Origin of the sequence: Zavarzinia aquatilis (genome assembly GCF_003173035.1) — a bacterium.
Lineage (GTDB): Bacteria > Pseudomonadota > Alphaproteobacteria > Zavarziniales > Zavarziniaceae > Zavarzinia > Zavarzinia aquatilis.
The window spans coordinates 16,364-26,348 of the sequence record NZ_QGLE01000022.1 but is presented as its reverse complement, the minus strand read 5'-3'; the positions used below and the strand labels follow the sequence as shown (position 1 = coordinate 26,348).

The 9,985-nt window shown below is 68.1% G+C and carries 26 protein-coding genes; 25 read left to right on the top strand and 1 reads right to left on the bottom strand.

The features are described 5' to 3' along the window. From DKG74_RS20890 to DKG74_RS20830, 13 genes are all read left to right on the top strand, one after another. The coding region (locus tag DKG74_RS20890; RefSeq protein WP_207779451.1) for a hypothetical protein at positions 1-369 on the top strand (369 nt) is incomplete at its 5' end. Next, entirely contained in the window at positions 366-677 is a 312-nt protein-coding gene (locus tag DKG74_RS20885; protein WP_109908119.1) for a hypothetical protein, read from the top strand. The genes DKG74_RS20890 and DKG74_RS20885, both read left to right, overlap by 4 nt. Beyond that, the gene (locus DKG74_RS20880; RefSeq protein WP_109908118.1) at positions 674-940 is read left to right on the top strand and encodes a hypothetical protein; all 267 of its coding nucleotides are present in this window, start codon (positions 674-676) and stop codon (positions 938-940) included. The genes DKG74_RS20885 and DKG74_RS20880 overlap by 4 nt, the downstream gene beginning before the upstream one ends. Further along, entirely contained in the window at positions 937-1,164 is a 228-nt protein-coding gene (locus DKG74_RS20875; protein ID WP_109908117.1) for a hypothetical protein, read from the top strand. Before DKG74_RS20880 ends, DKG74_RS20875 begins: the two co-directional genes overlap by 4 nt. After that, entirely contained in the window at positions 1,161-1,382 is a 222-nt protein-coding gene (locus DKG74_RS20870) for a helix-turn-helix domain-containing protein (RefSeq protein WP_165837799.1), read from the top strand. The genes DKG74_RS20875 and DKG74_RS20870 overlap by 4 nt, the downstream gene beginning before the upstream one ends. Further along, complete coding sequence (locus DKG74_RS20865) at positions 1,379-1,642, top strand: hypothetical protein (RefSeq protein WP_109908115.1); 264 nt, start codon at positions 1,379-1,381, stop codon at positions 1,640-1,642. Before DKG74_RS20870 ends, DKG74_RS20865 begins: the two co-directional genes overlap by 4 nt. A 102-nt stretch (positions 1,643-1,744) precedes the next feature. After that, positions 1,745-2,365 (top strand): DUF3164 family protein, encoded by a 621-nt coding sequence (locus DKG74_RS20860; RefSeq protein ID WP_109908114.1) that lies wholly within the window; start codon positions 1,745-1,747, stop codon positions 2,363-2,365. A gap of 8 nt (positions 2,366-2,373) precedes the next feature. After that, positions 2,374-2,685, top strand: a complete 312-nt coding sequence (locus DKG74_RS20855; RefSeq protein ID WP_109908113.1) for a hypothetical protein — start codon at positions 2,374-2,376, stop codon at positions 2,683-2,685. Beyond that, positions 2,675-2,884 (top strand): hypothetical protein, encoded by a 210-nt coding sequence (locus tag DKG74_RS20850; RefSeq protein WP_109908112.1) that lies wholly within the window; start codon positions 2,675-2,677, stop codon positions 2,882-2,884. The genes DKG74_RS20855 and DKG74_RS20850 overlap by 11 nt, the downstream gene beginning before the upstream one ends. A gap of 2 nt (positions 2,885-2,886) precedes the next feature. Beyond that, positions 2,887-3,207, top strand: a complete 321-nt coding sequence (locus DKG74_RS20845; protein WP_109908111.1) for a hypothetical protein — start codon at positions 2,887-2,889, stop codon at positions 3,205-3,207. A 10-nt stretch (positions 3,208-3,217) separates the two neighbouring features. Further along, complete coding sequence (locus tag DKG74_RS20840; protein WP_109908110.1) at positions 3,218-3,829, top strand: hypothetical protein; 612 nt, start codon at positions 3,218-3,220, stop codon at positions 3,827-3,829. 4 nt (positions 3,830-3,833) lie between these two features. After that, a complete protein-coding gene (locus DKG74_RS20835) occupies positions 3,834-4,067 on the top strand; it encodes a hypothetical protein (RefSeq protein ID WP_109908109.1) in 234 nt (77 codons plus the stop codon). 2 nt (positions 4,068-4,069) lie between these two features. Then, positions 4,070-4,249, top strand: a complete 180-nt coding sequence (locus tag DKG74_RS20830; protein ID WP_109908108.1) for a hypothetical protein — start codon at positions 4,070-4,072, stop codon at positions 4,247-4,249. Position 4,250: 1 nt separating this feature from the next. Here DKG74_RS20830 and DKG74_RS20825 read toward each other — a convergent pair whose 3' ends face one another. After that, positions 4,251-4,943 (bottom strand): hypothetical protein, encoded by a 693-nt coding sequence (locus DKG74_RS20825; protein ID WP_133251672.1) that lies wholly within the window; start codon positions 4,941-4,943, stop codon positions 4,251-4,253. Between the two features lie 133 nt (positions 4,944-5,076). Here DKG74_RS20825 and DKG74_RS20820 point away from each other — a divergent pair, with 133 nt between their 5' ends. From DKG74_RS20820 to DKG74_RS20770, 12 genes are read left to right on the top strand one after another with little or no spacing between them, the layout of a single operon-like run. Next, positions 5,077-5,697, top strand: coding sequence for an ORF6N domain-containing protein (locus DKG74_RS20820; protein WP_109908106.1), 621 nt, complete (start codon positions 5,077-5,079; stop codon positions 5,695-5,697). After that, positions 5,690-5,899 carry a hypothetical protein gene (locus DKG74_RS20815; RefSeq protein ID WP_109908105.1) on the top strand — a complete coding sequence of 70 codons (210 nt, stop codon included), beginning with the start codon at positions 5,690-5,692 and terminating at the stop codon, positions 5,897-5,899. The genes DKG74_RS20820 and DKG74_RS20815 overlap by 8 nt, the downstream gene beginning before the upstream one ends. Before the next feature lie 18 nt (positions 5,900-5,917). Next, positions 5,918-6,547: a regulatory protein GemA gene (locus tag DKG74_RS20810; RefSeq protein ID WP_109908104.1), complete on the top strand. Its 630-nt coding sequence runs from the start codon at positions 5,918-5,920 to the stop codon at positions 6,545-6,547. Then, a complete protein-coding gene (locus DKG74_RS21900) occupies positions 6,540-7,073 on the top strand; it encodes a DnaA N-terminal domain-containing protein (RefSeq protein WP_165837798.1) in 534 nt (177 codons plus the stop codon). The genes DKG74_RS20810 and DKG74_RS21900 overlap by 8 nt, the downstream gene beginning before the upstream one ends. Beyond that, positions 7,070-7,597: a helix-turn-helix domain-containing protein gene (locus DKG74_RS20805; RefSeq protein WP_165837797.1), complete on the top strand. Its 528-nt coding sequence runs from the start codon at positions 7,070-7,072 to the stop codon at positions 7,595-7,597. Before DKG74_RS21900 ends, DKG74_RS20805 begins: the two co-directional genes overlap by 4 nt. Before the next feature lie 33 nt (positions 7,598-7,630). Next, positions 7,631-8,221 (top strand): glycoside hydrolase family 108 protein, encoded by a 591-nt coding sequence (locus DKG74_RS20800; RefSeq protein WP_109908102.1) that lies wholly within the window; start codon positions 7,631-7,633, stop codon positions 8,219-8,221. 10 nt (positions 8,222-8,231) lie between these two features. After that, positions 8,232-8,735, top strand: a complete 504-nt coding sequence (locus DKG74_RS20795) for a hypothetical protein (RefSeq protein ID WP_109908101.1) — start codon at positions 8,232-8,234, stop codon at positions 8,733-8,735. Next, positions 8,732-8,956 (top strand): hypothetical protein, encoded by a 225-nt coding sequence (locus DKG74_RS20790; RefSeq protein ID WP_165837796.1) that lies wholly within the window; start codon positions 8,732-8,734, stop codon positions 8,954-8,956. Before DKG74_RS20795 ends, DKG74_RS20790 begins: the two co-directional genes overlap by 4 nt. Beyond that, positions 8,946-9,101, top strand: coding sequence for a hypothetical protein (locus DKG74_RS20785; protein ID WP_165837795.1), 156 nt, complete (start codon positions 8,946-8,948; stop codon positions 9,099-9,101). The genes DKG74_RS20790 and DKG74_RS20785 overlap by 11 nt, the downstream gene beginning before the upstream one ends. Beyond that, entirely contained in the window at positions 9,091-9,300 is a 210-nt protein-coding gene (locus DKG74_RS22525; RefSeq protein ID WP_207779450.1) for a TraR/DksA C4-type zinc finger protein, read from the top strand. The genes DKG74_RS20785 and DKG74_RS22525 overlap by 11 nt, the downstream gene beginning before the upstream one ends. Next, positions 9,300-9,689, top strand: a complete 390-nt coding sequence (locus tag DKG74_RS20775) for a DUF2730 family protein (protein WP_109908098.1) — start codon at positions 9,300-9,302, stop codon at positions 9,687-9,689. Before DKG74_RS22525 ends, DKG74_RS20775 begins: the two co-directional genes overlap by 1 nt. After that, a complete protein-coding gene (locus DKG74_RS20770; protein WP_109908097.1) occupies positions 9,686-9,985 on the top strand; it encodes a VpaChn25_0724 family phage protein in 300 nt (99 codons plus the stop codon). Before DKG74_RS20775 ends, DKG74_RS20770 begins: the two co-directional genes overlap by 4 nt.

Sequence of the window (9,985 nt, the reverse complement as noted above, 5' to 3'; positions counted from 1 at the left end):
CACCCAAGTGAAGCTGGCGCGGCGCTGCCCCGCCTGCAGCTACAGAAAGGGACAGCCATGATTACGGAAGATATTCAGGCTCTCGTCGCGGCGGTATCGCCCGGCCATCCGGCTTGCTGGCACACGGGCATGGATCGTCAGGCGGTCGCCATCCTGCGCGAAAGGCTTGAAGTGCTGGCGCGCGATGTCGCCGCGCTAGAGGCCCAGCTCGTGCCGGATCACCTGCGCGGCTCGATGCCGCGCGACCTCGCGGCGCTCGACGGCAAGGTCATCACCATGGCCGAGGTCACGGCCCGGGCGCGCGCCCGCCGCAAGAGCGTGATCGTGCACCTCGTCCCGGCCGAGGGCGGCGAAGGGGGTGCGGCATGAGCAAGCCCGCGACCCTCATCTCTGTCCATCCGGGCGGTCAGGTCGTCTGGGGGCGGACGCCCCCGGCGGGCGCCCTGGTGATCGCCAGCGCGGCCCGGTACCGCGATGCCCGCACCATCGTCCAGGTCACGGCCCGTAAGGCCTATGACGGCAAGCGTTACCTCTGCCCCGGCGTGCCCGAGGCCGAGAACGAGAAGACGGCCCTCGCCGCCGCGAAGGGCTGGCGAGACTGGATCTGCCAGTGCCATCCCGCCGCCCTGACCCCGATCGAGCCGCCCTATGTGCAGGGCGAAGGCGGTGAGGCATGAGCGCGAAGAAGGCCGCCGTGGTGCGGGACTACTACGTGGCGGTCGGCCAGGCGTTGAGCGACGCCCTCGCCAAGGTCGAGGGCGCCGACCAGCTGACCGTGTGGGACCAGCTGGTGATCATGAGCCAGATGCTGGGCCACGCGGTGGGCGACAACTTCAGCGCGAAACACCGTGAACAGGCCCTGGAGAGCGTGCTCCAGATCGTGCGGGCCGGGTGCCATGACGCCGCCACGACCCCTCTCGCCCCGGGAGGCTCGTCATGAGCGCGAGCTGGATCGAGCCGGGGGACATCGTGCTGGTGCACGGCCACGGCCGCGCCATCGTCGAAGCGCCCGCCGGGATCTGTCAGTCCTGCCCGCCGGGTGATGCCAAGGCCTGGCGTATCCAGATCGGTGGTGCCGAAGCCATCGCCTGCGAGGGCGTGCTGACGCCGCTGCAGCCGGGCCGCCGGCTGGCCTGCCATCACACGACATGGGGGCGAGCATGAGCGCCGCCCGCGCCCTGTTCGCGGTTGTGACCGCTCTGCATAAAGCGCGGCTTGAAAAAGGCCTGACGCTGGAAGCCGTGGCGAGCCGCGTGGGCGTGACCGCCCAGGCGCTCGACCAATGGGAGCGGCGGCAGGTCATGCCCAAGCTCGAAAATTTCTTCGGCTGGGCGCGGGCGCTCGGCATGACGTTCAAAGTTACATCGGGAGACGAGAAATGAGCGACATCACGCCGATCCGCCGGCTCGAAGCGACGCTGTCGGTCTATGATATCTTAGGGGCGGACTGTGTGTGCAGCGAATGCTTTGCGTCGCAGCGTGTCGACGAGTGCCGCCAGCCTTTCCCCCACCGGCCGAACTGCGCCCTGGAGGCGGCGGAAACTCACCCGTGGATCCTGATCAATACGGCGATCGACTGGGCGATGCGCAAGGCCGATCCGGTGCCCGTCGCCCAGCCCGCCACCTCGGGCACACCGACATGACCGGCCTCGCCCGCCTCGCCCTTTCGGGCGTCATCACCGCCCCGGCGCGCCGTCGCCGGGGCCTGCTCGAACGCTTTTCGAAACTCCTTCGGAGGACGCTCCATGTCTGATACCGCCGCCGTGCCTGCCGGCTATATGCAGGATGCGGAAGGGCGCCTCGTCCCTGCCGATAAGGTGAAGCCGCAGCACGTTCTCGAAGATCAGGTGGTGCGCGAAATCGTCGACCTCGCGCTGGAAGAGAGCCGGCGGCTCAGTGCCCTCAAGGTCAATATCAAGACCTCGGTCGATGCCTTCGTTGAGCTCGTGGCGGAGCGTTACGGCGTCGAGCGCGCCGGGCGCAAGGGCAACATGACCCTGACGTCCTTCGACGGCAGCCTGCAGCTGCAGGTCGCCGTCGGCCAATTCATCGACTTCGGACCCGAGCTCCAGATCGCCAAGCAGCTGATCGACCAGTGCCTGACGGCGTGGTCGGCCAACGGATCGGACGAGCTGAAGGTGATCGTGACGGATGCCTTCCGGGTCAACAAGGAAGGCAAGTTGGACAAGGACAGGATCCTCGGGCTTCGCCGTCACAACTTTGGAGACGAGCGGTGGAAGCAGGCCATGGCGGCCATCTCCGACAGCATCAAGGTTCAGCGGTCCAAGGAATATTTCCGCCTGTACCGCCGGCCTGCGCCCGACCGGGATTTCGAGCAGATCCCGCTCGACATCGCCAGGGTGTGAGGCAAGCCATGGCCCGCCTCAGCCGCGCCGAGTTCGTGACCGATCTGGCCCGGCGCCAGCTCGCGGTCGAGCGGGCGAGCGATATCGCCATCGGTGTGGCGGCGGACCAGGTCGACTACGTCCTCGCGCAGGGTCTTAGCCCCTGCGATGCCCTGCGCCAGGCCGGCCAGCTGGCGCCTTCCGACATCGGCCGCGGCCAGGCGATCGAGCGCCTCGCCCGCTACTGGCTGGCCCTGGTGCGCGGCTGGCCCGAACTCCTCGAATCGTACCCCGACGAACTGGCGGCGGCAGACGCCGAGGGAGATCTCCATGTCCGGTAATCAGATCGCCTTCGACCTCGCGCTGCCGCCTCGGCGCTACATCCGCCGCCAGCGGGCCGCCGACGATCAGGTCTATGCCGCCGTGTGCAGGCTTCGACGGGGCGGCCATGAGGTCCACCGCGTCTCGGACGCCCAGCACTGCGTCGACGGCGCGTTGCTGACCACGGCGGAGCTGATCCGCAAAGCACAGGGAGCGTGACCATGAAGTCCGTGGCCGATATCGCGCTGAGCTTCCTGTCCGCTCTCGCCCTCTGGGAGATACGGATTGCCCGAATGGCTGCCCGCTACGAGGGGCGGAGGGCGTCCGCCCGCCTCGCCGACGAGCTGGGCGAGTTGCGCCGCACGACGGCGCGGCTGGCGATCATCGCCACCGAGATGTCATGCCCGCCCGATCCCGAGGCCGCCCGAGAGGCCCTGCGCCGCCTGCTGACCCGGCTGCGGCTGACGGGGGCGCTGCCCTGGTCGGACGCGGTCGAAATCCTCAACGAAGTGGCTGAGGCCACGCCCGCGCCGCGCAACTGAGGAGGCTGGGATGGAGATCGACGTCACCGCCCTGCGCAGCCGCGATCCCGACATGGTCGCGCGCGGCCTCCTGGCCCTCGCTGTCATCGGTCTCGTCGGCGCCTGGGTGCAGATGCCGGCGGCGCCGCGTCCGGCTCCCATCCTTGATGGCGCGATCCCGGCGAAAGTCCGCCGGGCCATAGCCTGGCGTGCGCCTGGCGCCTGGTTCAGCGCGGGCGATATCGCATTGGCCGTTGGGGTCGAGCGCAGCCAGATCGCCTGGCCCCTCCGCCAGCTCGTCGATGCCGGGGAGCTGGAGGCGAAGGGCACGCGCAATTCGCGTCGCTATCGCCGGCCGGTGACGGCCGTCGAGGCACCCACGCGGGTACCGCCGCAGCCAATGCCAGAGCCGAAGAAGCCGGTTATTCGCATCGCCGCCGCGCCGCCGGAGACGAGCAACAAGGCGCCCATCCTGCCGTCCGCCTCCGTCGAGCGTTCGCTGATCGACGAGGCGCTGGCCGCCGGTCGCGTCACCCGCTGCCCGCCCGCCTATGCCGGCACTGTCGAGGGCGGCGCCCGCCTCGACCTCGGCGGTCACCAGCCGATTGAAAAACCCCTCTTCAGGCATCCGCAAAGGAAGTGACCCGATGATCACCCCCCACAACATGGACGGCCGCGTCGCGGCGCAGCAAGGGCGGCCGGTCTCGACCAACCCGCATGCGACCGGAACCCGGGCCTATTACGGGTGGCTGGCCGACTGGCACGAGGGCCAGGCAGTGCAGTTGCGCGCTGGCGATCCCAAGCGTTGCAAGCTCAACGAGATGGCACGCCAGTACCGCCTGCGCTTCCATCTGGCTCCACCCAGCGCGGCGGGAGCCTGACCATGATCAAGGCCCTGATGATCATCATCACGTCGATCGGCTCCACCCCGCAGGCGCAAGCCTTGCTGGTCTCGCCGATGGAGTGCGCCGCAGCCGCCGAGGACATGGCGGCGGCTGTCGCGGCCGGCAAGGCCGAGGGGGTCGTGCTGTGCCTTTATGAGGAGGACATGGCCTATGAGTGAATCAACGGGGCTTGGGCGGCAGCTCTTGCGGCGGAATAACGAGAATGGATATCCCCCCTTCATCGGTGAGGGGATCAACAACGACTCTCAACGTGGTCCGAAAAATCACATTCGTCTTCTCGGCCAGCAACGCTCTGTCTACTTCCTGACTGAATTTCCAATCATCAATCAAGCTACGATCTATGACGCCAGCGATGACCTTCGTCAGGTTCTTTGCCAGCGCGATATTCTTGTAGCTATTGATCGCGACCATGATGCTACGCACGCCCTTACCCTCCATAGGGGCTTTGCCAGAAACAAGCATGTCGTAGTTATCATTGCCCGCAAAACACGACACCTCGCCGGGACGGCGCTGGTCCTTATCGCAGTCTTGCTGTTCGGGAAAGGTCAGTCCCTTACCGAAAACGGCATAGGTGGCTTTGTACCAAGCCGCGCCGAAATCCTGATAGACGCCATCGACGAAATAGTCAGGCGTTTCGGCCGAGGCATTCGTGGGCAAAAGCCCTGTGGCAGAGAGAATAAGCAGAGCAATTCGCGCAAATCTGATCATGTTGCCCCCGTCACAACCATCGCGACCATATTGACATTTTCCGGCCTCGACCGCACCGTCCAACTGGGGCTTGAAACACCCCTTTTGCGCAAGGCGGCAGCCGGTCCGAAAATCGGCTTCCGCTTCTATGTCCAGGGTCCACACGTGCATGTCCAGGGCGCGAGCCTAAAGACGTGTGGGCACGACCTTGCGCGTGTGTTTCAGCCCTGGGCGCCAGCGGGCCGCCTGAAACACGGCATCGCTTGCGCTCCTAACGCTAACGCGCAAGGAGGCAGTCATGCCGACCATCGAAGAGATACAGTCGAAGATCATTACCATACCGGATCGACCGCCCATCATGAAGGCTCGGGATCTGGCCGAGTTCTACGAGGTGCGCACGGAGCAGATCGGGCAAGCTGTGTTGCGGAATTCCAACCGCTTTCCGGCGGACTTTGCCTTCCGGCTGACGCGGCAGGAAGCAACATCACAAAATGTGATGTCGGTGCCACAAGGTGGCGGTCACCTTCCATTGGTCTTCACAGAGGCCGGCGCCATGGCGCTTTCGGGTGTCCTGAAGACGCGGCGAGCAGCGGAAGTGTCGGTGCTCGTACACCGGGCCTTCGTGGCGCTGGCGCGGTCGCGGGCGGTGCCCGCACAGGCGGCAGAGAGCACGATCGAGGTGCCCTTGTCGGAATACATCGGCCTGCTCAAAGCGCGGATCGGCGTGCTAGAGGCGCAGACGGCGCCCCGGCCACGACGGCCGGCGCCGCTGCCACTGACCGTCGAGGAAGTGGCGCTCATCCGGCGGCTGCGGCGAGAGGGCCTGACCTATTCAGCCATCGGTCGGCAAGTGGGTCGTTCCGGCAGCACCGTCTCCATGGTCGCTCGCGACGTGACGCCGGAGGTCCGCCATGGATGACCTCCGCTGCGCCCGCGACGGCTACGAAGAGGCAAGCGAGGCCGCCCGAATGCTGGATGGTCTGGCCGATCTCGTCTCGGCAGCACAAGACCTCCATTGCGTCGGGGTCGAAGGTCTACGGGCACTCCTGGACGCAGTCCGCGATAGGCTCCACGACGGACTGGAAGGCGTCGCAACCAGCCTCTACGTCAAGCTGCCCTGACCGGGTGGGGGCGGCACCATGACCGCCGCCCCCGATCCCGCGAAGCGCCGGTCGCTGATCTCCGCGATCCATGCGGAGGCCGCGAAGCAAGGCATGGACGACGACCTACGGCGCCAGGTCATCGCCAATGCGACCGGCAAGACCTCGTCGGCCGATCTGACGATCCCCGAGCTGGGCAAGGCGCTGGACGCGATCAAGGGCCGTGCCGGGGCGCGGCAACAGCCGGCCCGGGGCCGCGCCCTGGCGGAAAGCGATCATGCCCGCAAGATCAGGGCGCTCTGGCTGAGCCTGTGGAACCTGGGCGCGGTCGACAACCCGACCGAGGCCGCGATCGCAGCCTTTGCCGAGCGTCAGCTGGGCGTGCAGGCGCTCCAGTGGGTGACCCCGCATCAGGCCTCCTCGATCATCGAGGCGCTGCGCGATATCGGCCGCCGACACGGCTGGGACGTCAAGCCGGGGTGCACGGTCGCGGAGGCCGAGGTCGCCCTGGCGGGAGCGCAGTTCGAGATGTTACGGGGCTTGTTGCACATAGACGCGGTCGACGAAGCCGTGACCGCGATCGTCTGCACCCACGGGATCTCGCAACGGGAAGTGATCCGCCGCTACGGCGAGCTGATCCGTGCCCATAAGGGTGGCGCCCATGGCTGAACTCCCGACCCACCTTCGAGGGGCCTTCGAGGCCTTCTGGTCGGCCGTGCCCAAGCGGCCCGCCGACCGCCCCGGTAAGGCGCGCGAGGAGTTCGCCCGGCTGGTCAAGGGCGGGCTCGATCCGCAGGCGTTGGTGCGCGCGGCGGAGCGCTACGCCGCCGATGTCAGCGCCCGGCGGGTCGACCCGCAGTTTATCCCGCTGGTCGGCAAGTGGCTGCGGGAGGGCGGGCACGAGGCCTTCCCCGACCCGGCGCCCGCCGACGAGCCGGCCGAGCTGACCGTCGATACCTCGGTGACTCAGGACCCCGTCCATACCGCCCTGGTCGCGGCGGGCATGACCGAGGCCGACCACCGCAGCTGGATCGCTCGATGCCAGCTCGACGTCGATCGGGAGCGGTCGACCCTGCTGGTCCGCGCGCCGACCCGGTTTGTGGCCGATACCGTGCGCGACCGCTTCGGGCCGATCCTGCTCCGTGCCTTCGGTGTCCAGGCCGTCGAATACTCGTCTCCGAGAGGTGGGCCATGAGCGCGCCTCCCATCACCCATCACGTCTTGCCCGCCTTGCTGCGGGAGGTGGCCGAGGCCACCGGATCGCTGGAGATCGCCCTGGCGGTCGCCCGCGTCTTCGCGGATCAGGAAATGTATCTGCCCCGCGAACCGAAGAAGGATCATCCCCTCGCCAAGCGGTTCGGCCTGAAGGTGGCCCGCCTGATCTGTGCGCGGATCGGCGGTGAGCGGGCGGATGGCAAGCGGCTGACCTGGCCGACGGCCTCGCCGGCGCTCCGCGCGATCGAAGCGCGCGAGCTGGCCGAGGGGGGCGTGCCTAACCGAGAAATCAGTCGGCGCCTGGGCATCTCCAAGCGGCAAGTCCGCCGGCTTATCCAGGGTGTCGAGAAGGGCGACGCTAACGCCGGGCAAAGCCCTGATCGGGCGGATGCCTGCTGCCCGGTCTGCGGACGCCGCCGCCGCGCCGCCCGTCTGGTGGCGGGTGAGGACCCCCGCCAGTTGGCCATGCCCGAGGTGCTGGGGCCGGACATCTGCCCCCCCTAAAACACCCCGCCCGCCCGCGCGAAACTGGCGGGCATGAACACCAGCTCCTCCCCGGCCTTCGGGCCGCACCTCGACGACGGCCGCTTCCGGGCGGCCGTCGATTTTCTGTGGCCGCACGAGGGCGGGCTGGTCAACGACCCGGTCGATCCCGGCGGCATCACCAATTGGGGCGTCTCTCTGCGCTTTGCGAAGTCCTGCGGCGATCTCGACGGTGACGGCCGCCTGGACCTCGATCTCGATGGCGATGGCGATGTCGACGCCGACGATATCCGCCGCATGACCAAGCCCGACGCCGCCTATGTCTATTGGCTCTATTGGTGGCAGCGCTATCGCTATGGCGAGCTGCATCTGCCGATCGCCACCAAGGTCCTGGACCTCGCCGTCAATATGGGGGCCAAGCAGGCCCACAAGGTTGTCCAGCGCGCCGCCCGCGCTCATGGCCGCACACTGCTCGACGACGGCGACCTCGGCCCCGCCAGCCGCTCCGCCCTGCGCTCGCTCGGCAACGCCGACATCCTCCCCGCCATCCGCTCCGAGGCGGCGGGCTTCTATCGCGGCCTGGTCGCCGCGCGCCCAGCCTCGTCCAAGTACCTGGGCGGCTGGCTCAACCGTGCCTATGCCTGAGAGGTCCGTAATGGAACATCCCACCCTCAACCGCGCCCTCGACCTGATCGCGCTCGCCCTTATCGCCCTGGTGCTCGCCACCGCCGCCTGCATCGCGTGGCCCGTCCCCGCCTTCGCGGGCGACGGCACGACCGTCGATCTCGCCCCCGTGATCACGCCGTTCGTCGAGGCGCTCTTCGGGGTGGTCGCGGGGCTTGCCGGCTGGGCCATCCGGCACCTGACCATCTGGCTGAAGCTGAAGCAGGACAGCGAGGTGCGCGCGTACCTCGAAGACGCGGTCTATGCCGGCATCAACGTCGCGCGGGCCAAGGCCGGCGAGGCGCTGGCGGGCAAGCTGACGGTCGATGTCAAGCTCGCCCTGGCCGCTGAAGTCGGTGAGTACCTGATCGACCGCGTGCCCGACGCCCTGAAACGGTTCGGGCTGACCGGTGACGCGCTCAAGGACTATGTGCTCGGCCGGCTGGGCGGTGATCCGCTGCCGCTGCCGGCGATCGCCGCCACGGCCACACCGTGACCTGGACCGCCGCCCTTGTCCCCGCCGCCATCATCCTCGGCCTGGTCGGCCTCGCCGGGCTCGTGTGGTACGCCAACCGCGCCGGCCGCGTGGCCGAGCGGGCGGATGCACGGGCCGGGGCCGAGGACCTGCACCGGGCGATGGACGCAGTGGATGCGCGCCCTGCTCCTGATGCCGCTGCTCTCGATGACTGGCTGCGCCGGGGCAGTGGTGGCCGTTGAGCCGCCCGCCTGCCCCGTGGCGGGCGATGCCGTCGCCGACGAGTTGGCCGCCGCCGGGGGCTGCGGCGCCCTGCCGGCAACATGCGCCTGGCTGGGCCGGATGAAGGCGCATTGCGACAAGATCGAGGTGTTGCGTGGCGGATGACGCCGACCGGGCGGCGGCACTCGTCGCCGCCGAACGGGAGGCGGCAGTCGATCGGCACCAGCGCCGCGATAGGCCGCCTGTCTCTATCTGGTGCATCGAGTGCGGCGACCCGATCGAAGAGGCCCGTCGGGAAGCGCTGAAAGACGAAGGCGTGTTGCGCTGCGTGGAGTGCCAGCGCATCGCAGAGCGGAGGTTGTGATGGAAATCCTGGACTGGGCCGCGAAATACGCCGGCGTCATCCAGCTGGTGCTCGCGGCCGGGCTTGGCGCGGCGTTGTTGTGGCTTCGGGCCAGCTTCGTTCCGCGAACCGAATTCCGGGCCGCCGTCGAAGAAATCGAGGACCAGTTGAAGGCGCAGTCTGCCCGGCTCGAGGAGGGCGAAAAGCTGTTCACCATGATCCGGCAGCGGCTCGACGCCATGCCGAAGGCACAGGACTTCCACAACATCCAGCTCGGCCTGGCGGAGGTCCGGGGCGATCTCGGCCGGCTTTCGGAGCGTGTGGGCGGGGTCAAGGAAATTGTCGAGCGCGTCGAGGACCAGGTGACGCGCCACGAGGTCATCTTCTCTGACGCGGCGAGGCGGACATGAGCGGCATTGCACAAGCCTGGACGGCGGCCCTGCGGATCACCATGTTGCGGCTGCTGGAAGGCTTGCCCGGCCGGGCGGCCAATGAAAGCATCCTGACCGATGGCGTGCGGGCCTATGCCATCATGGCCAGCCGCGACCAGATCGCCGCGCAGCTCGCCTGGCTGGACGAGGCCGGCCTCGTGACCTCCGAAGAGGTCGGCGGCCTGACCCTCGCCACGCTGACACAGCGCGGTGTCGACGTCGCCCAGGGCATTGCCCAGCATCCCGGGGTCAAGCGGCCGAGCCCGAAGGCCTGA

Bases quoted from the DNA above. Each gene is read 5' to 3' on its own strand.
- DKG74_RS20870 (WP_165837799.1), top strand. From the start codon at position 1,161: ATGAGCGCCGCCCGCGCCCTGTTCGCGGTTGTGACCGCTCTGCATAAA.
- DKG74_RS20810 (WP_109908104.1), top strand. From the start codon at position 5,918: ATGACCGCCGCCCCCGATCCCGCGAAGCGCCGGTCGCTGATCTCCGCG.
- DKG74_RS20885 (WP_109908119.1), top strand. From the start codon at position 366: ATGAGCAAGCCCGCGACCCTCATCTCTGTCCATCCGGGCGGTCAGGTC.
- DKG74_RS21900 (WP_165837798.1), top strand. From the start codon at position 6,540: ATGGCTGAACTCCCGACCCACCTTCGAGGGGCCTTCGAGGCCTTCTGG.
- DKG74_RS20855 (WP_109908113.1), top strand. From the start codon at position 2,374: ATGGCCCGCCTCAGCCGCGCCGAGTTCGTGACCGATCTGGCCCGGCGC.
- DKG74_RS20795 (WP_109908101.1), top strand. From the start codon at position 8,232: ATGGAACATCCCACCCTCAACCGCGCCCTCGACCTGATCGCGCTCGCC.
- DKG74_RS20845 (WP_109908111.1), top strand. From the start codon at position 2,887: ATGAAGTCCGTGGCCGATATCGCGCTGAGCTTCCTGTCCGCTCTCGCC.
- DKG74_RS20880 (WP_109908118.1), top strand. From the start codon at position 674: ATGAGCGCGAAGAAGGCCGCCGTGGTGCGGGACTACTACGTGGCGGTC.
- DKG74_RS20815 (WP_109908105.1), top strand. From the start codon at position 5,690: ATGGATGACCTCCGCTGCGCCCGCGACGGCTACGAAGAGGCAAGCGAG.
- DKG74_RS20860 (WP_109908114.1), top strand. From the start codon at position 1,745: ATGTCTGATACCGCCGCCGTGCCTGCCGGCTATATGCAGGATGCGGAA.
- DKG74_RS20775 (WP_109908098.1), top strand. From the start codon at position 9,300: ATGGAAATCCTGGACTGGGCCGCGAAATACGCCGGCGTCATCCAGCTG.
- DKG74_RS20840 (WP_109908110.1), top strand. From the start codon at position 3,218: ATGGAGATCGACGTCACCGCCCTGCGCAGCCGCGATCCCGACATGGTC.
- DKG74_RS20875 (WP_109908117.1), top strand. From the start codon at position 937: ATGAGCGCGAGCTGGATCGAGCCGGGGGACATCGTGCTGGTGCACGGC.
- DKG74_RS20865 (WP_109908115.1), top strand. From the start codon at position 1,379: ATGAGCGACATCACGCCGATCCGCCGGCTCGAAGCGACGCTGTCGGTC.
- DKG74_RS20770 (WP_109908097.1), top strand. From the start codon at position 9,686: ATGAGCGGCATTGCACAAGCCTGGACGGCGGCCCTGCGGATCACCATG.
- DKG74_RS20805 (WP_165837797.1), top strand. From the start codon at position 7,070: ATGAGCGCGCCTCCCATCACCCATCACGTCTTGCCCGCCTTGCTGCGG.
- DKG74_RS20835 (WP_109908109.1), top strand. From the start codon at position 3,834: ATGATCACCCCCCACAACATGGACGGCCGCGTCGCGGCGCAGCAAGGG.
- DKG74_RS20800 (WP_109908102.1), top strand. From the start codon at position 7,631: ATGAACACCAGCTCCTCCCCGGCCTTCGGGCCGCACCTCGACGACGGC.
- DKG74_RS20830 (WP_109908108.1), top strand. From the start codon at position 4,070: ATGATCAAGGCCCTGATGATCATCATCACGTCGATCGGCTCCACCCCG.
- DKG74_RS20820 (WP_109908106.1), top strand. From the start codon at position 5,077: ATGCCGACCATCGAAGAGATACAGTCGAAGATCATTACCATACCGGAT.
- DKG74_RS20850 (WP_109908112.1), top strand. From the start codon at position 2,675: ATGTCCGGTAATCAGATCGCCTTCGACCTCGCGCTGCCGCCTCGGCGC.